This is a genomic window from Hymenobacter convexus (assembly GCF_030580955.1).
Lineage (GTDB): Bacteria > Bacteroidota > Bacteroidia > Cytophagales > Hymenobacteraceae > Hymenobacter.
The window spans coordinates 23,054-44,525 of record NZ_JAUQON010000001.1 but is presented as its reverse complement, the minus strand read 5'-3'; the positions used below and the strand labels follow the sequence as shown (position 1 = coordinate 44,525).

Annotated in this window: 11 protein-coding genes and 1 pseudogene; all 12 read right to left on the bottom strand. The window is 64.1% G+C overall.

What is annotated here, in order from left to right:
* Positions 1–106: 106 nt before the first annotated feature.
* Positions 107–913: a glycoside hydrolase family 16 protein gene (locus Q4S41_RS00120; RefSeq protein ID WP_305029731.1), complete on the bottom strand. Its 807-nt coding sequence runs from the start codon at positions 911–913 to the stop codon at positions 107–109.
* A gap of 399 nt (positions 914–1,312) precedes the next feature.
* A pseudogene (locus Q4S41_RS00115) lies at positions 1,313–2,257 on the bottom strand (BNR repeat-containing protein); the annotation flags it as partial.
* Positions 2,258–2,273: 16 nt separating this feature from the next.
* Entirely contained in the window at positions 2,274–2,999 is a 726-nt protein-coding gene (locus tag Q4S41_RS00110; protein WP_305029105.1) for a hypothetical protein, read from the bottom strand.
* 69 nt (positions 3,000–3,068) lie between these two features.
* Entirely contained in the window at positions 3,069–6,236 is a 3,168-nt protein-coding gene (locus Q4S41_RS00105) for a glycoside hydrolase family 2 TIM barrel-domain containing protein (RefSeq protein ID WP_305029104.1), read from the bottom strand.
* A gap of 333 nt (positions 6,237–6,569) precedes the next feature.
* Positions 6,570–6,779: a PID-CTERM protein-sorting domain-containing protein gene (locus tag Q4S41_RS00100; protein WP_305029103.1), complete on the bottom strand. Its 210-nt coding sequence runs from the start codon at positions 6,777–6,779 to the stop codon at positions 6,570–6,572.
* Positions 6,780–6,908: 129 nt separating this feature from the next.
* A complete protein-coding gene (locus Q4S41_RS00095; RefSeq protein WP_305029102.1) occupies positions 6,909–11,777 on the bottom strand; it encodes a glycosyl hydrolase in 4,869 nt (1,622 codons plus the stop codon).
* 389 nt (positions 11,778–12,166) lie between these two features.
* A complete protein-coding gene (locus Q4S41_RS00090) occupies positions 12,167–13,165 on the bottom strand; it encodes a glycoside hydrolase family 43 protein (RefSeq protein ID WP_369811231.1) in 999 nt (332 codons plus the stop codon).
* A 171-nt stretch (positions 13,166–13,336) separates the two neighbouring features.
* A complete protein-coding gene (locus tag Q4S41_RS00085) occupies positions 13,337–14,887 on the bottom strand; it encodes an alpha-N-arabinofuranosidase (protein ID WP_305029101.1) in 1,551 nt (516 codons plus the stop codon).
* A 176-nt stretch (positions 14,888–15,063) separates the two neighbouring features.
* Positions 15,064–16,596, bottom strand: coding sequence for a glycoside hydrolase (locus tag Q4S41_RS00080; protein ID WP_305029100.1), 1,533 nt, complete (start codon positions 16,594–16,596; stop codon positions 15,064–15,066).
* Between the two features lie 7 nt (positions 16,597–16,603).
* Entirely contained in the window at positions 16,604–17,587 is a 984-nt protein-coding gene (locus Q4S41_RS00075; protein ID WP_305029099.1) for a family 43 glycosylhydrolase, read from the bottom strand.
* 162 nt (positions 17,588–17,749) lie between these two features.
* Positions 17,750–19,861 carry a DUF2264 domain-containing protein gene (locus Q4S41_RS00070; protein ID WP_305029098.1) on the bottom strand — a complete coding sequence of 704 codons (2,112 nt, stop codon included), beginning with the start codon at positions 19,859–19,861 and terminating at the stop codon, positions 17,750–17,752.
* Between the two features lie 76 nt (positions 19,862–19,937).
* Positions 19,938–21,419: a glycoside hydrolase family 30 protein gene (locus tag Q4S41_RS00065; protein ID WP_305029097.1), complete on the bottom strand. Its 1,482-nt coding sequence runs from the start codon at positions 21,417–21,419 to the stop codon at positions 19,938–19,940.
* Positions 21,420–21,472 lie beyond the last annotated feature (53 nt).

Below are 21,472 nucleotides of genomic sequence, written 5' to 3'. Positions count from 1 at the left end.
CCTGGTTTTATGAATGAGAAAGGCCCCTGCCGGTTGGTAGGGGCCTTTTTTATAGTTAGGTAATTATGACCGTTCTTTTCGGTTGTTTTAGCAGTTGTCCATGAACCTACCGCTGGTACACCCGCACGTAGTCGATTTCGTAGCGGCTGGGAAACGTGGTACCCGTGAGCGGGCCGCCGTTGTCGCCGCCGAGGGCGAGGTTGAGCAACACGTAGTGCGGCTGCATCATCGGGTTGAAGTTGGTGCCGTCCTGGTTCACGGTATTGGTGAGTAGGGTTTCGTTCAGCAGCAGGTCGTCGACGTAGAGACGGATGGCTTTTTCATCCCAATCCATGCGCCAGACGTGGAATTTCTGGCTCCACGCGGGGTCGGCGAAGCTGGTGACGGGCTTGGTTTCGGAGTGCCACCTGGCGGTGTAGGGCCTAGCGGTGCCGGAGGCGACGTTGGCCAGCAGGTTGCCCTTGTAGTACTCCATGATGTCAATTTCGCCGTTTGAGGGCCAGGGCTTGTCCACGCCCAGCGTCCAGAAGGCGGGCCACAGGCCGGGGCGGGTATCGATGCGGGCGCGCATCTCGAAGCGGCCGTACTGCCATTGGTGTCGGCCGCTGGTGTTGAGGCTGGCCGAGGTGTACTCGATGGTGGGGCGGCTGGTGCGCCAGTCGGTGCTGCCGGGTTTGTAGTTCGGGTTGGGCCGCGTTTCCTGGCGGGCTTCGATGACGAGTTGGCCGCCTTCCACGCGGGCGTTGTCGGGCTGGTACCACTGCAGCTCGTGGTTGCGGGCGAAGCCGGTTTCGAACTGCCAGTTTTTCGGGTCGGGCGCGCCGGGCGTGTTGAACTCGTCGGCCCAGGCCAATTTCCAGCCCTCGTAAGACGGCGCGAGCGGTTTGATGCCGCCGCCCGGCGCGCTCGGCACTACGGCGCCAATGCTGGCGGGCTGCACCGGCTGGCCCGGCTTCCACTCCAGAATGTACACGGGCTGGGCGGGCAGGTTTTCCAGGGTTTCGCCGTCGCCCTGGCCGGTGCGCTGCACGAAGAGGCTGAGGATGCCCTCGGCTTTCCAGCGCTCGGTGTCGTAGCTGGGCTCCCAGTTGCCCACGGAGCTGGCAGTGAGGTCGGCGGGCGTCCACTGGTTTTTACTGAGGTTGGGGCATTGCAGCACCGAGGCGCGGTCCTGGCGCTCGGCGTCGCGGTAGAGCAGGTAGGCGGCCGTGCGGCCTTTTTGCGTTGAAACCAACAGCTGCGGGCGGGCAATCGGAATCTTCTTCGTGCCCACCCCGCTCAAACTGAACGGCGTGGTGCGCTGGCTGACCTGCGCAGTTTTCCAGATTTTTCCGGCCTTATAAATAATCTGATACTGGGGCACCTGCGTGCCGGTCGGCCGCCAGTAGCTGGCAATGTAGGGCGTGCCCGCCGCGTCTGCCGTGATGGCCGTTTGGTTGATTAGCTCGCTGTTTTGGGGGATGCGGGCGGCGTACTCGGCGGTGCTTTCGGTGATGGGAATCTGGTATTTCTCGCCGGTGCTGCGCTGCCAGGTCAGGCCGCCGTCTTTCGAGCAGGCGTAAGCCATGTCGTGGTTGGACGCCACGTTGGGGCTTTCGCGCCACACCCAGGAGACGTGGATGGTGCCGCGCGCGTCGATGCAGGCCTGCCAGTAGGCATTGCGCTTGCCTTCGCCGTCGATGAGTATGCTGTGCAGGCGCGTCCACTTTTGCGTCTTCACCGCGTAGCGGTTCAGCACGAGGTTGCCGTTGCCGGAGCCGCCGTCGCGGTACATGAACAGCACATCGCCGCCGGGGAAACGGTGAAACTCCGGGTAACTCACCTTCTGCTCCTGCTGGCCGGTCATGGCTTCGAGCGGGCCCATTTCGAGCGAGCCGGGGGCTTTGCTGCGGCAGTAGTGCAGGGGGTTGTTGTGGTGGTCGAAGCTCAGGTGCAGGTAGCCGGCGCCGTCGGCCATCAGGCTGATGACGTTGTGGGCATCCTTCACATTGCCTTTGTAAGCAGTGCGCTGCACCTGCCAGGGGCCGGCGGGCAGGCGGCGTTTGGCCAGCGTCACGTAGCCGGTGGAGTCGTAGTAGGCCGTGTACTGGTCCCGACCCTGCGTCACGACGGAGTTTTTGCGGAATACCGCGCCGTTCACGTTGTTTTTGGCCCAGCCCAGGCCGACGGGCGTTTGGGCCTGCGCCGCGTTGGGCTGAATAATGCTACCGCCCAAGAGCGTCAGCAACAGGCAACCGGCAAATCGAAAAGGAAGCATCAAGTAATGGGGTGATTTAAAGCGAGGCCGTGCCACGAATCAGAATCCGTGGTTTTCCAGATGGGTCGGGAGGCAAGGGCGGCGGGATGCGGTTAATAATTCGGATATCAACCAGCACGTCGAGGCTCGAAGCAGCGGCCCGCGTAATGTCGATGCGCTCGATGGCGTCGTTGGCAATGCGCAGGTCGGTTCCGGCCACCGGCATGCCATTAACCGCGTAGCTGATTGTGCCTAGCAAAGCCAAGCTACGCCCAATCTGGGCGAGAGAGCGACTGGTCACTTTCAGCTTCGCCTTGCGTTTCATCGTGATATCAATAATGCCGTAGGCTGTAAGCGGACGCCACTGCGGCGGCGCATCGGCACCTTTATAAATCCTCAGCTTGTCAATGTCATTTGGGTTGATTGCCGGGTTGGTGAGGTCGATGACAATCGAAGAGTTCAAAAGCACCAATGGCCCCGGCGCAGCAACCGGGCGCACCAAGGCAGCCGCAGGCGCCGGTCTTGCATCCGGTGGCTGCGGAGTGACCGCCACGCTCTGGTGCACCGGAGCATCCGGTAAAACGGTAGCCAACTTAGGGGCAATGGGCGCTACTGCTGCTGGTTGCGCCATACTCGGTAGCCAAGCCAAGCAACAAGTGGTCAGAAGCAGCGAGGGAATCCAGTTGTGGCGCATGGCGAGGGGATGTCGGGTTGTTGGCACGATGTAGAGACGCGACACTTCGCGCCCATAGTTGAACGACATCTCCTTAAAAATGATGTCTGGCCGTCAAGGTACCGGTCGTTCAACTACGAGATGCGAAATGCCGCGCTTTTACATACCCGCCCCCGCTTGAGGCGCCTTCTCGTCCACCAGCCGCAGGGTGTAGCTGTACGAATACGTTTTGTCGAGCAGGCGGTATTGGTCGTGGGGGTAGGCGCCCCAGCTGTTGTCGCCGCCCACGCCGCGCTGCTTCAGGTCCACGTTCAGGAACACCCGGTCGTGGCGCTTCACGTCGCTGGTGTGCTGCTGTTTTTTGGTGAGGCCGGGGTCCAGTTCCTCGGTTCGCACGTCGAGGGCGCTGAAGCTGAGGGGCTGGGCGCCTTCGATGCGCAGGCCCTGGCCGGTGGCGTTGGTGAGGGCGAGCCAGCGGGCATCGGTGTGGTAGCCAGCCTCCTGGGGGCGGATGTACACGTTCGGGTACTGATTGCGCACCGAGTCGCGGAACACGCCCAGGAAGGTGGCGGTGTTGCGGTCCTGGTAATTTTCCCAGGGCCCGCGGCCGTAGTAGCTCAGGTTGTTGTAGCGGCCGGGCAGCTCCATGCGCATGCCGAAGCGCATCAGCTCGGGCAGGTCGTGGCCGGTCATGTCCATTGAGGCGGTTACGTTCACGGCGCCGTCGGGATGGATGAGGTAGGCCACGGTGTAGGGCACGTTGATGTCGGTGAGCAGGTATTCGACCTTGATGGGCAGGCCGGCGGCCGACTCCTCCCCCACCGTCACGCGCTGCACCTTGCGGGCCGCGTGGGCCGTGCGCCACACGCCCAGCCGTTGCGGCATGTTGCTGCCGAAGTCATTATCAGTCGGCGCGCGCCAGAAATAAGGCTCCGGGTACTGGCCGATAACCTGGTTGCTGCCGCGGCGGTAGTTGCTCAGGCGGCCCTGCGCCGTGTTGAACTCGCCGCTCACCTCGCCCGAAGTAAACGCCAGCTTGTCGCCCTCGCGCTTGATTTGCAGGCCGGTGGCGGCCACGGCCGGGCGCGTGAAGTAGGCGGCCGCAGGCGTGAGGCGGAACTGCTCACGGGCCACCTCGTGGCCGGCTGGTATCAGCGCATCAGCCGCTTTGGTATGGGCGAATACGTTGAGCACGTACTCGGCGCCGGGCTCGGTGCTCAGCTTGGGCAAATCCAGCTTTACCTCCTGTTGCTTGCCCGGCGCGGGCCTGGCCGCGAAAGTGCCGGTTTTCACGGCCGCGCCGTTTTTCAGCAACTCCCAGCGAAAGGCGTAGTTGTCCAGGTTTCGAAAGGAGAAGCCGTTGAGCACCGTGATGCGGCCCGAAGCAGGCTGCGCGGCGCTGAAGCGGATGTCCTGGTACACCTTTTTCACTTCGTACAGGCCCGGGTGGGGCTTGCGGTCAGCCGTCACAAGGCCGTCGGCGCAGCCGTTTTCATCGTTTTGCAGGTTGTAGCCGCCTAGGTCGCCGCCGTAGGCCCAGAAGGGCGCGCCGTAGTTATTCACCGGAATGCCCTGGTCGACCCAGTCCCAGATGAAGCCGCCCTGCATGTGCGGGTGCGCCCGAATCAAGTCCCAGTATTCCTGAAAGTTGCCCTGGCCGTTGCCCATCGAGTGGGCGTACTCGCACATGATGTAGGGGCGCTTCTTGTCGGTGGCCTCGGCGTAGCGGCGCATCGAGCCCATGCCGGGGTACATCGGGGCCACGATGTCGGTGTTCACGTCCTCGCCGGCCTGCTCAAAGGAGATGGGGCGGCTGGGGTCGCGCTGTTTCAGCCAGGTGTAGGCTTCGTGGAACACCGGGCCGTTGCCGCACTCGTTGCCCAGGCTCCAGATGATGACCGAGGGGTGGTTTTTATCGCGTTCCACCAGCCGGTCGATGCGGTCGCGGTGGGCGGCTTTCCACTCGGGGCGGTAGGCGGGGTGCTGGTTTTTGTCGAACCAGTTTTGCCATTCGGCGCCGTAGGCGTGGGTTTCGATGTTGGCCTCGTCCACGAGGTACATGCCCAGCTCGTCGCAGAGGCGGTACCACATTTCGTCATCGGGGTAGTGGCTGGTGCGCACGGCGTTGATGTTGAAGCGCTTCATCGTCTCCAAATCCTTGCGCATGCCGGCCTCGGTCACCACGCGGCCGGTGGTGGGCTCCCATTCGTGGCGGTTCACGCCGTGCACTTCCACGGGCACCCCGTTCACCAGCAATTGAGCGTTTTTGATTTCAACCTGGCGGAAACCCAGCGCGCAGCCGGTCATGGCCAGGGGCTTGCCCTGCGCGTCCTCCAGCGTGAGGCGGCACTGGTAGAGCGTGGGGATTTCGGCGCTCCAGGGCCGCACGTTTTTAATGGTGCCGGCCAGCTTCACCGTCTGGGTGCCGCTGGCGGCCAGGGCGGGCGCGGGCTGCTGCTGGCGCAGCACGGTTTTGCCGCTGGGGTCTAGTATTTCCACCGTCAGCTTACCGGCCGCGCCGGCGGCGGGCGCGAAGTTGCGCAGCGTCACGTCGGCCGCGAACTGGCCGTTTTTGTAGCTGGGGTCGAGGCCGGCGTGGGCGAAGAAGTCCCAGATGGTTTGCTTCGGCAGGCTGTAGAGGTACACGTCGCGGTCAAGCCCCGAGACGCGCCAGAAGTCCTGGTCTTCCAAATAAGACCCATCATGCCAACGGAATACCTGCACGGCCAGCGCGTTTTCGCCCGGCTTGAGGTAGGGCGTGATGTCGAACTCGGCCGGCGACTTGGCCACCTTGCTCATGCCCACGCGCTGCCCGTTCACAAACACCACCGCGTAGCCTGAGATGGAGCCGAAATTCAGCAGCACCTCGCGCCCCGCCCAGCCGGCCGGCACCGTGAAGCTGCGCCGGTAGGTGCCCACCGGGTTGTCTTTCCCGTCAATGAACGGCTGGTTGCGCGGAAACGGGTAGGTGATATTCGTATAAATGGGCACGCCAAACCCCTGCATCTCCCAGTTGGAGGGCACGGCAATGGTTTTCCAGCCGGCATCATCGAAGCCGGGCTGCTGGAAATCCATCGGCCGCTGGTCGGGCCGGGCCACGTAGCTGAATTTCCAGGTGCCGTTCAGGCTTTGGTAGTAGGGCGAGCGGGCGTAGTGGTTGGCGGCCACGTCGGCGGCCTTGTCATACACCATGAAGCTGGCGTGGGCTTTCTCCTTGTTCTGGTCGACGGCCTGGGGGTTTTCCCATTCGTTGGGCGGGGCAGCTTGGGCCAGGGCCACGCCGCCGGTCAGGAGCAAGGCAGCGGTGAAGCAGTGAAAAACGGACATGGATGGGGTGGAAAAGAGGTACGCAGCCGGTGCTTGTTTTATAGAATCAGTCGGGCAGTAATAGCATCACAATACTACCGCTGCGGCTTTCCGGCCAGGGGGGACATTTTGGGAAATAGAGGGGTAGTTTTCGGGCTGCACCCGCTAAAAAGCGCCTGAACGATGCAGGGGCCATGCCCTAAAAGCAACAGGGCTGGCCGACGCGAAGTCAACCAGCCCTGCTATTGGGATGAGAAACGCAGCGCTAGCCGGCTCAGGCGTGGCAGCTGCTCCAGTTGCAAAAGGCACCGGGGCACGAACCACACAGACCGTCCAAGACGACAGTACGCTTCATTAAACGCCTGCTGCCTTTTTCAGGCCTCGCACCCGCCGCAGCCGCGCCAGGCCGTAGCCAACGCCGGATGCCAGTAGCAGCGAAGCTCCGCCATCGAGGGGCGCATCGGTAATGGCCGGTGGGGTGCCGGGCCCGGGCCCGCCTGAGCTAGGCTGGGCCTGCACCGCCTGCAGAGTGGCCCCGCCCAGCAGCAAACCGGCTATCAGCAAGGTTCGGCAACGAGAATGTGACTGATAAAGCATGTTGTTGGGGATAAGTATGGGTGAGACCCGGAGTTTTCCCCAAACGGCCAGGGGCCATTTGGGGAAAAGGGGAAAACCAGAGACAAAAACGGCCGGCTACTGCACCAGCAGGCGCTTGCTAATGGTGCCCTGGCTGGTGGCCAGGCGTACCGTGTACACGCCCGCAGCCAGCCCGCCGAGCGGCAGCAGGCGCAGCGCCCCGGCCGGCAGCGTGCGCGTGAGCACCGTCTGGCCCAGAGCATTCAGCACGTCAGCCTTCAGGACTTCCGACTGCAGGACAGCGGGCAGGCTGAGCTGCACCTCGCCGTGGGCCGGGTTCGGGAAGAGCGTCACCTGCTGGCTGAGGGCGTTGGTCATACTCAGCACCTGCTGCGGGCCAAACAGCAGCGAGAAGCGGCCCGTAGCCGACGCGCCGGCCGCTACCGAGAAACGGTAAGTGGCCTGGGCGGTCAGCGGGAGCACGGTGCCGGTCAGGGCGTCGCGCAGGGCCACGCTACCGGTCTGGTTCAGCAGCTGCTCGGCGCGGAGGGTGTAGGTGCCGGCCTGGGACACGGCCACGCCCAGCGGCACCACCAGGCTTTGCGCGCCCGGCTGCGGCAGGCCATTGATGCTCAGCTCCGTACCAGCTGCCAGCGAGAAGACGTTCAGGGCAGCAGAACCCACGTTGCGCAGCTTGGGCGCGTCGTAGCGGGCATCGGGGCCGGCGGTGGCGCCGGCTTCGAAGTACACGTAGGCGTCATCGGCCGCACCGGCCGCGCTGCTCAACTGCAGTTGCACCAGCGGGCGGGTTCCGGCACCGCGCTGCATGGCGGGCTGGGCGCCGAAGGTGGTGACGCGGTTGGCGTTGCTGAGGGCCAGCGTGGGCGTGGCGCCCGCCGTGTTCACCCGCACAAAAAAGCCCTGGCCCGCCGGAATCAGCGGCGACTGCCCGATGCCGTTGGCATAGCTGCGGTAGCTGCCGGCATACTGGCCGGTGCTCTGGTACACATACATGGCGCTGCCCAGGCCGGCGGGCACCGTCACCGTGCTCCAGTCGAGCGGGGCCGGGTAGGGGTTGCCCAGCAGCTGCCAGCCGGCTTCGGAGGGCACGCCGCGCGTCAGGTTTAGATTAATATTGCCGTTGTTCAGCGTGCCTACGAAGTCCACCAGCTCGGTGGCGGGCAGGTTCACGGTGTAGCCCTGGCCCACAGCCAGCGGCGTGCTGAGTGCGGCCGGAGCCACCCAGCCCTGGTCGAAGAAATTGGCGGCGGAAGTCAGGCGGCTCTGGTCGTAGCCGTACACGGTGGGGAAGGCGCTGCCGGCCACGGCCGGCGCGAAGCCGCTGGTGGCCAAATCATTCACCGTCGTGTTGCTCACCGGGGCGCTGTAGTGGCGGTAGCCCGGGCCGGAGTTCAATGTGGGGTCGATATAGCGCTGCATGGTCACGGTGCCCAGCACTGCGCCGCCGGTGTTGTCGACCAGGGCCGTGCCGCTGGCGTCGGAAAGCAGCGTGAGGGGCTGGGTGCCCAAGCTCAGGTTGCCCTGCGTGAGGCGCACCAGCTGATGCACCTGCAAGGGCGCGCTCAGCGTCACGCCGGCCGGGTTTTGCACCAGCAGGCCGCGCACTTCGGCGGGCAAGCCGAGGCCGGTTTGCTGCGCCACGGTGCCCAGGTAGGCATAGCTAGCGTCGGGGCTGAAGGTGCGGGTGCCGGTGGTTTGCACCGCGCCGCTCATCACGCCGGTGGGCATGATGCCGGCCGCGTCGCACACGCGCAGTTCCGCGCCGGCTTCCACCCGGAAATCGGCCGCGCCGGTGATGGCCTGGCAGCCGGTGTTCAGCATGCCGCCGCTGGCTACCGTGATAGTGCCGGCCGCCGCGAGCGGGGCGCTCAGGGTCAATTCACCCTGAACCAACACGTTGCCGTAGCGGCTGCTGGTGCTCATGTTCATCTGCTGGCCGGCGGCCACGGTGAGGTCGCTTAGCACCGTGAAGGTGCGCGACACCGGCGTGGCACCTAGGTATTTGAAGTCGCCGGGCTGGCTTACGGTGATGGTGACCGTGCCCGACCCCACGATGCTGATGAGGCCGTTGTTCACCGTGGCCACGTTCAAATCAGACGTGGCGTAGCCCAGCTGCAGGCCCGAGGTGGTAGTGGCGTTGGGGTAAAAATCGGCCGCGCCCTGCATTTGGTCGGCAATGGGGTTGAAGGTGATGGTCTGGGGCACGCGCACGTAAAGCGAGTCGCGGGTGCCGGGTGTGAAGGCGATGCCACGGTAGGCGTAGGTGGTGCTGGCGGCATTGTTTTTCAGCACCGTCTGCGTCACGCTCAGGTTGTTGGTGAAGGCCGGATTGGCCAGCGTGTAGGTGGTGGCCCGGTCTTCGAGGCGCACGATGGACGTATAGCTCACCCCGTACAGCGTGGGCACGCCGCGCACCAGCGTGCCGGTCATGTCGCGCAGCAGGTTGTCGTTCAGGCCCGTGATGGTGAAGGTGCCACGCGCCGTCCAGGTAGTGCCGTTGAAGGTGTACTTGTTGAGCGTGGGCGTGGGCGTGTCGTCGGTGTAGTAGAGCAGGTCGAAGCCCGGCACGTTGGGGTTCACGTCGAACATGACGAAGCCACCCGGCTGCGAGGTCGACGACGGCGCCGGCAGGCCCGGCAGCGTGACGGGCGTCGAAGCCCGGCCCGGCATCCCGTTCAGGCGCATCACCTTGGTGGTCGTCGGCGCCACCGGCCCGCCGGAGGTCGAAGCCGCGCCCGGCACGGTGGAGGTGGTGAAGTACAGGTTGCCTTCGTATACGGCCAGCTTTTTGAGGCTGATAGTGGGGAAGATGGTGACGCCCGTGCGCGTCTGCGGCGTGTTGGTCACGGTGCGGGGCAGCGAGGCGTGGCGCAGGCCGTAGCTGTTGTTGCCGTAGGCGATGTACACCGTGGCGCTGTCCGTGACGGTGGCCGTGCGCATGGGCTGGCTGTTGCCGTCCGAGAAGCCGGTGCGGGTGTCGAGGTTGCCGTCGGCGTCCAGAATGGCCACCACGCGGGGCGAGGTGCCGCCATTCACGTTGGTGTTGCCGGTGGCCGAGTTGAAGCCCGAAATGGCCATTTTGGTGCGGTCGGGCGAGATGCCGATGGCCCCGTCGGCGTTGGCTTTCATGGCCGAGCCCACGTAGCCGAAGTTGGCCCCGTAGTTCGCGGTCGGAATATTCACGGTCCGCATCAGCTGTCCGGCCGAATACAGCGGCCCGCTCACGGGCGCAAACTCGTCGATGTACACCGGCAGCGTGGCGCCGGTGCCGCCCGTCCAGGAGCTGCTGCCGTAGCGCGTCACGGCCAGGTTGCCGCGCCCGAAGGGCACCGGCACGGGCACACTCACGGTGGGCGGCACCAGCGTGGGGTCGTAGGCCATGGGCGAAATCTTGTCGCGGTACACAATGCCGGCCGGCGTGATGGAGCTGGGGTCCGAGTCGGTCACGAACATCTTGCGCGTGTCTTCCACCCACTGGTACAGCGAGTAACGCTCCACAATGCGCGCCGTGTCGAGCATCGTGATGAAGCTCTGAATCTTGGCCGCTTCCTCGGCATACGTCGGCTTGGGGCAGCCCGTCGAGCTGGTCCAGTTGGCGCCGTTATTGAATTCCGTAATCCAGATGGGCCGCTTGGTGCGGTCATAAATGGCTTTCAGAAAGCCGTAGAACTGCGAGGCCGTCTGGCAGCCCCGGTAGAAGTGAATGGCCACGTAGTCGACCCGGTAGCCGGCCGAGTCGGCCTTGTCGATGAAGGAATACAGCCAGCTGGCGCCGCCGTCCGTCGGGGCCGGCGAGCCCACGCGCAGACCCGATTGCAGCAGGCCGGGCCAGTTCAGCATGGCCGTCTGGGGGCTCATGTTGGCCTGTTGGGTCGAATTAGGCTCGTTGTAGCCCAGCAGGTGGGTCACCTTCTTCTTGGCGTTCGTCGTAGCAAAACCGGGCCAGTACTGCGTCTGCCGAATCGGCACGTACTCCATGTCCAGCGTCGACTGGCCGTTGTTGTTCCAGTTGTAGTTCCAGGCCGCGTGCAGCGAGTCGCCGAGCAGCGGGGCGCTGCACCAGCCCTTCTTGCTCACCCAGGCCCACGGAAACACCCGCACCAGCGAGATTTTACCTTGCAGATTCGTCGGCAGCGTGTTGATGGTAATGTCGTTATCGGGCGCGATGTACACCTTGCTGGCGCCCGTGCCGTCCTCATTTTCGGCGAAGGTGGCCATGTATCCCTTCTTCAGCCGGAACGACGCAATGGCGTTGTTGAACGCGCCTAGCTCGGCCGTTTTGTAGTAAGTATACTGGTCAAATTGCATGGCGCTGCCGCCCAGGCTGGCGGCGGTGTAGGCCTGCAACGGCTGGTAAGTAGCGGGTTGGCTGATGAGTACGCATCCTTGCAGGTACTGCACCAGGCGCACGGTGGTGTCAATCTGGGCGCGCTGGCCGTTCACCGTCACCTGCGCCAGCAGCCGCTGGTTGAACTTCGACGGCCGCACGCCCTCAAAATACAGCCACACGTTGTCGCCCTGCATATCTATCATCGTGCCCGGCAGCGGGTTGCTCCCCGTGAAGTGATACTCCGAGTCCCCGCTGATGCTCAGGATGCTGTTCGTGATGCTGGCCTGCGTGCTGCTGGGGGCGTTGCTGACGGTTTGCACCGGCAGGGCCGCGCCGTTGGCTTGCAACGCATAGCTCTTGGGGGCACCGCTGGCGCTGGTCACCACGATGCTGAGGCCGCTGGCGAGCACCGTATTCTTGGCTACCGGCACGCCGGCCCCATTCACCACTTTAATAGTGGCGCCGGCCGAGTACTGGCTGCCCGAAAGCAGCTGCGCCACCCGACCGTTGGCGGGCAGGCCGGTCACCTGCAAATTGGCCTGGTCGATGGTGCCGAGCCAGGCGGCCGTCAGGTCGTTGGCCGTCGATTGGGCCAGGGCGGCCGTGCTGGCCAGCCAGGCCCAGGCCAGGGTCATTAACAGATAGATAGGACGCCGCCACGGCGCCCGTTGAGGGGAAAAGTTTACCATTGCTGGGTGGGGAAAATGGTGGAAGTGGAAACGTCAGGCGGCGGCCGGTTTCAACCCGACCTTGCTTTCGCCAGACAATACTACTTCGGCCCATGAGCCAGCAACGGGGGCATTTCGCGTAAAAAAAGGGGGCATATTCGCCCCGTGATTTTTAGCCTGTTAAGCACGTCTTATTGAGCTTGCCGAGACATTTTGCGTGCTTCGTTCTGGCGTGGCGCCTCACCCCCGGCCCCTCTCCCAAAGGAGAGGGGAGCCAGCTGATTGAATTAGTGACAACACGCAAGATGTCTCGACTGCACTCGACATGACGTGCTTTTCACTCTCTACCGGCACAGTCAAGGCCGATAAGCCTTGCCCAGCACCAGCTTGTCGCCGGTCAAATCTACCTCGAACAGGTGGGGCACGCGGATGTAGCGCCCGCCCTCGCTGCGGTGGCTGTGAATGGCCATCAGCGACTTGCCCTCGAAGGACTTGAACAGCATGCCGTGGCCGAAGTTGGGCGGCGTGATGGGGCTGGGCTCCTGTGTCCAGGGCCCGGCCAGAGTGCCGCTGGTGGAATAGGCCACGCCCTGGGTGTACACGTCATAAATCCAGCTGGTCCAGACCATGCCCAGGCGGCCGGTGCCGGTGCGGAAGACGTAAGGGCCGTCGGTCACTTTATTGGGCCGCGCGGGGCCGGAGCGCGGGTCCTCGCGGCTCCAGGGCGAGTCAGTGGCGCGGAATAACACCTGGGCCTCGCCCGTAGTGCCGCTCAGGTCGGGCTTGAGGGCAATTTTCTCCACGGTGCCGTTCATATCGTTCAGCCATTCATCGCAGTACACGAGGTAGGGCTGGTCCTTTTCCACCCAGAGCGTGGCATCCAGCGTCAGGCGGTTGGCGGGCAGGTAAGTGGCGTCGCGCATGGGCTTGTAAGGGCCGTCGGGCCGGTCGCTCACCAGCACGTGGCAGGCCCGGCGGTCCAGCTGGCGGCCGTCGGTGGCGCTGATTTTCAGGGCTTCGTTAGTGAAAGTGGCGAAGTAGTAATACTTGCCTTTGTAGGGGTGAATTTCGGCCGCCCAAATCATGGGCTTCGGGCCCATCCAGGAGGCGGGGTCGGGCTGGGCCACGGCGTAGGGGCCGTCCCAGCGCTTCAGGTCGCGGCTTTTCCAGAGCAGGCCGCCGGTGCCGGTCATGTAGTAGAGGTGCGTCTTCTTATCGGCCAGAATAAACGGGTCGCTCAGCTGAATGGAATCCAGCGGCACCTGCAGGCGGATGGAACGGGCCGGCTGGGCAGCGGCCAGAGTGGGGAGGAGGATGGCGAATAGGAAGGCCAGCCAGTTGGTTCTCATATTCATGTTCATATAGTTCCAGTGACTTGTTCTGACGTGGCGCCTCACCCCCCGGCCCCCTCTCCTCAGGGAGAGGGGGTGCGTTCAACGGTTCGTAAACGCGCAAGTCCGGTGCCCCCGCTCCCTGAGGAGAGGGGGTCAAGGGGTGAGGCGCCCGCGCTGCCAGCGCGACATCCTCTACTTCAATTCCAGCACCACCACCGACTTGGCCGGGAGCGTCACGGCCAGCTTGTCGCCCTTCTTTTTGGCGCCTTTAAAATCGGCCAGGGCTACGGTGTTGGGCTTGTCGAAGGTGTTGTAGTCGTTGATTTTCGCCGAGGTCAGCACGCGGCCGGTCACGGTTTTCCAGCTCACGCCGGGCAGGGAGGTTTCGATAGTCAAGGGCTTGTTGGGGTCGAGGTTGACGAGGGAAATATGGACGGCGCCGCTCTTGTCTTTCGAGGCGGAGGCGTTCAGGGCCGGGATTTTCTCGTTGCCGAACACGTAGTCGGGGCTACTGAACTGCACGGGCAGAAACTCCGCGTCCTGGTGCACCTGGTAGAGGTCGAAGACGTGGTAGGTGGGCGTGAGCAGCATCTTTTCCTTATCGGTGAGGATGACGGCCTGCAGCACGTTCACGGCCTGGGCCAGGTTGGCGCCCTTCACCCGGTCGCAGTGGTTGTTGAAGATGTTGAGGGTGGTGCCGGCCACCAGCGCATCGCGCAGGGAGTTTTGCTGGTACAGAAAGCCGGGGTTGGTGCCGGGCTCCACGTCGGTCCACACGCCCCACTCGTCTACCAGCAGGGCCACGCGCTTGTCCTTGTCGTACTTGTCCATGATGGCCGCGTGGCGGGCCACGATGGCGTCCATGCGCAGGCAGTTGCGCAGGGTGCTGAAGTACTGGTCTTCGCCGAAGCCGGTGGCCTTGCCCTTGCTGCCGCTCCAGCTGCCGGTGGGCAGCGTGTACTGGTGCAGGGTGAGGCCCCACATCTGGTTGAGCGGGATGTTTTTCATGCACGTCTCGGTCCAGTTGGCGTCGTCGCCGTTGGCGCCGCTCACAATCTTCTTCAGCCTAGTGCCGGGGTAGTCGTGGGCGAAGGTGGCGTAGCGCTTGTACACGTCGGTGTAGTACTGGGCGGTCATGTTACCGCCGCAGCCCCAGCTTTCGTTGCCGATGCCCCACCAGCTCACCTTATAGGGTTCGGGGTGGCCGTTTCGGCGGCGCTCCAGCACCAGGGGCGTGTCCTCGTTCGAGTTGAGGTATTCCATCCAGCCGGCCATTTCTTGCACGGTGCCGCTGCCCACGTTGGCCGCCAAGTAGGGCTCGGTGCCGAGCAGCTGGCACAGCTCCAGAAACTCGTGCGTGCCGAAGCTATTATCTTCCAGGGTGTTGCCCCACCACAGATTCAGCATCTTGGGGCGCTGGGCGGCGGGGCCCACGCCGTCGTGCCAGTGGTAGGTATCGGCGAAGCAGCCGCCGGGCCAGCGCAGGTTGGGCACGTGAATGCGCTGCAGCGCCTGCACCACGTCCATCCGAATGCGGCCCTGCTTGGGCACGTTCAGCTTCTCATCCACCCAAAAGCCGTCGTAAATGCAGCGCCCCAGGTGCTCGGCAAACTGCCCCTGAATGTGTTTGCTGATGAGAAGCTTGGGGTCGCCGGGCTGGACGGTAAGCTGCACGGTTTGGGCGGGGGCCAGCAGCGGCAGGGCGGCGGCCAGGAGAGTGGTGAGGGAGGATAAGAGGCGCACGGGAAAGTGGAGAAGAGAAGAGTGGTTAAAAGTCTTTTTATCGGCTGTCATCCTGAGCGCAGCGAAGGACCTTATCACCGAAGAATCATTGGCAGTAACTCAGCTAATGCGAACGAGATAAGGTCCTTCGCTACGCTCAGGATGACAGACAAATCAGCCTATCGTCGCAGCCAAAGCTACCGCAATTCACTCACCAACGTGGTGATGGAGCGCGGCGCGATGTGCAAGGCCTGCCCAGCCGCCACGGCAGGGCCGGGCTGCAAGTCGGCCGTGGCAGACGTGACGTAGCTACGGCCCGCGCCAAGGCGCCGCCGCGCCAGTTGAAGACGTAGTTCAGCAGGCGCGTCAGCATCGTTCACCACAATGGTTATCAATTGCTTGCCTTTAGCGTCCTGGTAAGCCGACACCAATAATTTCCCTGCGGCCGGTGCATCGAGGCTAGTCGAAAAACGCACGGTGCCCGGCCGCAGGAAGCGGCTGTAGTTGCCCAGGGCCCACAGCATTTTGCTGGGGTAGTAGTTGCCGTCGGTTTTGTTTTTGTCGATGTACACGAGGCCGTCCTTGTAGTTGTAGGGCGACACGGCCAGCCACCACTGCCAGGAAGTGGCGTTGGCCACGGCCAGGTCGGTGTGGATGGCCCGGGCCACATACAGCGCCGGCGCGATGCCCAGGTCGCGGGGGTTGCCATTGATTTCGCCGCCGTTATCGCCGAGGATGCAGTATTCTGATTGCCAATAGGCCAGCCCGGGCAGGGCCTGCACTTTGGCCGCCAGCTGCTGGCGGGTCTTCACTTCCTGCGCATAGGGCGAGGTGGTAAAATAGCCGTGCCCGGCGCCGATGCGGGCCACGCGGGGCGTAGCACCGAGGTAGGTAGCGGCCGTGCTGTCGCCCCAGAAAGTGGCCAGTTGGTTGCCGCGGTCCGGCTTGTCGGCCACCGCGAACAGATAGTCGAGCTTGCCGGCTTCGGGCACTACAATTTGGGTGGTCAATTTTTGGGCCACCAGCTGGCGGCTCAGGGCCTTGGCGATGCCGGCCACCTGCTCGTTGCGGAAGGGGCTGCCCTCCTGCCCGCCGTCGCTCCAGTCCCACTGCGGCTCGTTCACGGGGCTGAGGTAGTCGAACGTAATGCCGGTTTTTCGGCGTAGGCCTTGTAGCACGGTGGCGAGGTAGGTGGCGTAATCGTCATTGCGGGCGGGGTCCAGGTTGGGCTGGTTATTGGTGGCGAAGGCTTTGTGGTTGGTGGTGAAGGCCACGGGCGGGCTGTTCAGAAAGCCCAGAAATTGATGCACGCCGCGCCGCCGGGCCGCCTGCATAAACCATTGCTGCCCTGCCTGACGCGACCAATCATAGCTGCCATCGGCGTTCAGAAACGACTCGGCCCGCCGCCATTCGTCCTTGATGCCGCTTTGCTCGCCCTGCTGGGCACTGCCCGCTCCCAGGTTCACGCGCCACAACGACAGCCCGATGCCCTTGGGCTGCCCGCCCGGCCCGGTGGCGGTGCTGAACAGCAGGTCGGCAATGGCCTCTTTTTTAGCCGCCGGCCAGATGCCTACAAACTGGCAGGCCCAGGCATCGGAAGCACCAAAGTGGGCAATGGTCTGCTGGGGCTTGGTGTCGTCAATGCGCACGGTGGTAAGCCCGGCTTGGGCCGAAACCAGCAGCGGAGCCACCAGGGCAAACGCGAGGACGAGGGGGCGAACAGGGAACATGCACGGGCTACCGGCGTTTGCCGGCGGCTTTGATTTTTGTTGGCTTCACCGGCTCGAAAACATCGACCGGCAGGATGTTGCCCTGCGCATCGAAGCGCAGGGGCGCGAGGCAGGTTTCGCGGTTGTAGCCGTTGCCATCGGGGATGTGGAAGCGGTGGAAGGCCACCACCCATTGGTCGGTGCCGGGCACCTGCAACACCGAGTGGTGGCCGGCGCCTTTCACCACGCCCCGGCCTTTCAGCACCGGGTTTTTAGTGGCTTTGGTGAAGGGGCCCAGCGGCGAGGCGGCCGTGGCGTAGGCCACTGAGTAGCGCGGGTCGCGGGTGTCGTACTCGCTCCACATAAGGTAGTACTTGCCCTGGCGCTTGAAGACGAACGAGCCTTCGTTGTAGCCCGGCGGCTTGAACTCGATGACGGCGGCGGGGTCGAAGGACACCATGTCGGGGTTCAGCTTCACCGCGTGGCACTGGCCCTGTCCCCAGTAGAGGTAGGCGCTGCCGTCGTCGTCGACCAGCACCATGGGGTCAATCATCTGGCCCCGAAACTGGCTTTTGGCCACCAGCGGCTTGCCCAGCGGGTCTTTGAACGGGCCGGTGGGCCGGTCGGCCACGGCCACACCGATGCTTTGGGCGGCCGAGTAATAGAAGTAGTATTTGCCGCCTTTGGTGGCAATGGCGGGGGCCCAGGCGTTCCTGGCGGCCCAGGTCAGGTCGCGCGGCAAATCGAGGATGACGCCCTCGTTCGTCCACTTCACCAAGTCTTTCGACGACCAGCAGGTGAAGCTCGTGGCACCCCAGCCGGCAATGCCGTCGGTGGTGGGATAGAGGTAGTAAGTACTGCCGAAAGCGGCCAGGTGGGGGTCGGCATACAGGCCCGGCAGCGCAGCGGCGGGCGCGTGCAAGGTGTCAGCAGGCCAGCGTTGGGCCCGGGCGGGGCCGCTCAGCCAAGTGCCCAGCAGCAACAGAAAAACGGAAAACGGGATGCTGCGCACTGTTGAAAATGGCTGAAAACCTTACGAACGCACGGCCCCACTTCAGTGGCCGTTTAAAGTCCCACCTCCTCGCGGCCAACGGCGGCCTGGGTGCGCCGCCGCGTGGTCTCACTCAGCAGGCCGATTCGCCTGCATCACGCTGAAAAGGAAGCCGTACGTTCGTTATTTGGTTGAATTAGAAGTCGAATTGAAGGTGATAGTTCGGGTGCTGCCGTCGGCGAATTCTACTTTGGCGCCGCCCGCAGCATCGGCCGCCACCTGCTGCACGGGGCCCAGCTCGGCATCGGTCCATTTCCGGCCCGACTGCTTCCAGAGCATCAGGGTGGCGAAAAGCTGCGGTGCGTGGGCCGGGGCGGTGGCCACGGCGTTGAGGACGGTGCTGGCGGGACGCACGGGGTTCAGGCCGGTGGCGTCCACGGCTTCGAGGTGGTCCCAGCCGCTGAGCGCCACCAGCGCCAGCTGCCAGGTGCCGTTGTCGATGATTTGCACCTCGCGGCCGTGCAGGCGGCGGGTGCTGCGCTTGATTTTGCCGGTGAGGTTGGGCAGGGCGTAGTGGCCCAGGCGCAGCGGTGTGGCTTCGGTGGCTTGGCAGCGGTCGACGCGCAGGATGCCGTCGGACAGGGGCATTTCGGCTAGCTGCAGCTTCACGGCCTTGTTCTTTTCCAGTTCGGCGTCGCGGTAGTATACCCCGTTTTCGAACCGGCGAAAGGTGTAGAGGCGCAGGGCCTCCCACTGGCCGCCCGGGGCGCGGGCCACGTAGCTCATGGCCACTTCGCCATTGGGGCCGTCGGCCTGCCAGGGAAAGGCGCTGTTGTAGCTCAGGCGGTTGTAGTTCTCGTTGCCGCGGTTGGCGTCGCTAGCCGGCTGGCGCGGGGCGTCGCGGATTTCAGCCGCGCCGCTGTTGGGGTAGTCGGTCACGAGGAAGTTGGGGCCGGGCTCGAACTTGTTGAAAACTGTGCCCGGCTTCATCTCGCTGGCCCAGGACCCTTCGTTCTCGGTGGCCGTCCAGAATGGGCTGCTGGCCGGCACCAGCAAGCCCAGAAAGGCCTTGCTCAGCCAGAACACGCTGCCCCGGCAGCTGTAGGCCTGCACGGCCGGCTCGAACGGCCCATAGAAGCCCAGCGTGGGGATGTTGTCCTGCAAAAAATCGGGGTTCTGCAAAAATTGCAGCAGCGAGCCCGAGGCAATGCGCCGCATCCAGCCGAAGTTGGTGCCGGGCTCGGGCTGCAGGCCCATCAGCGGGAAGGGCACCGCCGCCGCAAAGCGGTAGCTGATGCTGCGGCCCCACATGACCATGCTGCCGTCGCGCCCGAACTGGTGGGGGTAATTGTTTTTGAGCGGGGCGAAATTGGCGGCCAGTTGCGCCGCCACCGCCGGGTAGTGCTGGCGCCCGTAGTACTCGCTCCACAGCCGGCCGTACATCTGGAAGGCCCACATGCTGTAGTAGTCGAAGGTCGGCGCGTCGTCGTACCAGCCCTCGCCCTTGTAGTGAGTAAGCTGCTTTTGCAGGTATTCTTCCATCAACGTTGAGTTGACGGCGTAGCCCCGGCTCTGGTAAAAGCTCAGGATGAAAATGTTGAAGTAGCGCCAGTTCTGGGGCACGGTGGGGCCGTCGCCGTAACTGAGCATGGTGGCGGCCAGGGCTTCTTTGGTGGCCGCGGGTAGCGGGTCCCACAGGATTTCGGGCGCCGCAAACAGGGCCACGCTCAGCCCGCCAAACTCCACCAGAATCTGGCTGGGGCCGCCGTCCTTGGCCCGATGCGGGATAAACGACGGGCTGGCCGGGTTCACCAGCTGGGCCAGCTGGTGGCGGTAGTAGTCGCCCACCTTCACGCCGTTCAGCGTCAGGCCGGAGTCTTCCTTAAGCAGCGGCGCGGCCATGAACAGCGTGCGGCACAGGCCTTCGAGCTTTTCGGTGGGCACCTGGCCGGCGTTGCGCGGGTAGCTTTTGCCCGGCTGCTTGGGGAATTGCATTGGGTCGTCCAGCGTCCGCACGTAGCTGAAGGCGCCCGTGAGCAGGTAGCGGGCGGCGTCCTGCCAGTGCCGGCGCGTCATGCCGGTGAAGGGGCTGAGCTGCTTGTCCGGCTGCTTGATTTCGAACAGCGGCAGCTTGGTAGCGGCCGGGGCCACATGGGTATCGAAGGCAGCCGGCGCGGCGGGCTGGGCATGGGCCGACCCAACCGCCAGCCCGGCCAGTGCGGCAACTAAAAAAGAACGAGCGGGTGGGAAAGGCGAGGAAAAGCGCACGTAATCAGAGCAGAGAAGTTGTTTCAAAGGTACCCCGCCGGGAAGGGGCTGGCGGGGCCATTTTCGGCAATAAGCGCCCCTGTTTTCACGGCATCGCTGCTTCTTACTTCGCCTGAAAGGTGTTGAAGGAGTGCGCGGGCAGCGTCGCACTTAGGTACCGCTCACCCAGCCGCACGGCCACGGTTTTGGACGTCGCGCCGAAGTTGCCCGCCACCACCACGTACCGGCCCGGCGCGGTGGCGGCCACCAGTACCGGCAGCTGGTCGGCGGTGCCCTCGCGGAAGGCCACGATGGTGGTGCCCGCCCCGATGAAGTGACTAAAGTGCCGCGCGGCGTAGTACTCGGGGGTGTAGGTGGCGGTGCGGGTTTTGGAGTCGACCCGAATCAGGGCGTTCTGCTTCCAGCCCCAGGGGCTGACGCCGCCGTCGGCCAGCACGGCGTTCCAGAAGGTGTATTCGTCGCAGCCGTTGCCGAGGTAGTGCGTCATTAGGCCAAAGGTGTGCTCGGCCGCCTTCCAGTCGAACGCGCCCCAGCCGCATTCGCTTTCCGACTGCATGTAGCGGTACTGCGGGTACTTGGCCCGCAGCCGGGCCAGCAACTGCCCGCCCTCCCACTGCAAGCCCACCCCTTTAATAGTCTGCGCCATGCGCGGGTCGGCCAGCACTTGGTCGATGGTTTCGTAGCGGTTGGTGTTGATGGTGCCCAGGTACAAATCCACCGCCGGGTGCTGGGCCCGGAGGGCCGGGGCCAGGTACTCGGTGTTGAAGCGGACGATGCCCGGCGCCGTCCAGGCGCAACCGGGGTAGATGGTGTAGCTCCACGCCTCGTTCTGAAACATGGCCGTGGTGATGGGAATGCCCTGCTCTTTGTAAGCCGAGATGAACTGGCAGAAATAATTAGCATAGGCGCGCAGGTAGCGCGGGTCCTGAATCAGGTAGTCGTTGGCAGCCAGCCGCTCCGGGAAAACGCCCTTGTCTTTTTCAGCGCCGTTTTCATAAAGCGCCACGTCCGAAGCGGGCGCCAGCTGGTTGTACTTCGCGTCGCTACGCACGGCGTAGCTGTGGTTGATTTTCATCCACGCGGGCGGCGACCAGGGCGAAATCCAGAACGTCAGGGCCGAGTTGTGGCGCTGGGCGGCTTTGAGGTAAGGAATCAGCGTGGACTGGTCGTGGTCGATGTTGAAATGCTTCAAGTCGAAGTCACCGTCCACCTCGTCGCAGCTGTACCAGGCGCGGGCGTAGTCGTTGGCGTTCATGGCGAAGCGGCCGCGGGAAAAGCGCAGCTCCCCGGCCGGGGCGAAGAGCTTGCTCAGCAGGGCCTCCTGCTCCGGCTTGGGTAGCAGTTGCAGGGCGTCCCAGCCCAGTTCATTAAAGCAGGTGCCCCAGGCCTTGAAGGCGACGATTTTCTCGCCGCCCTTCACCGTCAGCAGGGGCGCTGTCGGCGCCGTTTTTTGTAGGCTCGTTCGGACTTGCGTCCACTCGTGGCCTTCGGTGCTGCTGGTCCAGGTATATGACTGAGCACCAGCCGGACAAGCGCCGGCAACGCCCAGCAGCAGCGTCGCCAGTTTTGCGCGCAAATGATTCATCAAACCAGTGATATTGAAAAAATGACACCGGGCACGCCAGTGCCCCAATCCAT

Coding starts and splice junctions, on each gene's coding strand:
- Q4S41_RS00110 (WP_305029105.1), bottom strand. CDS start 2,999: ATGTCGTTCAACTATGGGCGCGAAGTGTCGCGTCTCTACATCGTGCCA.
- Q4S41_RS00105 (WP_305029104.1), bottom strand. CDS start 6,236: ATGTCCGTTTTTCACTGCTTCACCGCTGCCTTGCTCCTGACCGGCGGC.
- Q4S41_RS00095 (WP_305029102.1), bottom strand. CDS start 11,777: ATGACCCTGGCCTGGGCCTGGCTGGCCAGCACGGCCGCCCTGGCCCAA.
- Q4S41_RS00090 (WP_369811231.1), bottom strand. CDS start 13,165: ATGAATATGAGAACCAACTGGCTGGCCTTCCTATTCGCCATCCTCCTC.
- Q4S41_RS00080 (WP_305029100.1), bottom strand. CDS start 16,596: ATGTTCCCTGTTCGCCCCCTCGTCCTCGCGTTTGCCCTGGTGGCTCCG.
- Q4S41_RS00065 (WP_305029097.1), bottom strand. CDS start 21,419: ATGAATCATTTGCGCGCAAAACTGGCGACGCTGCTGCTGGGCGTTGCC.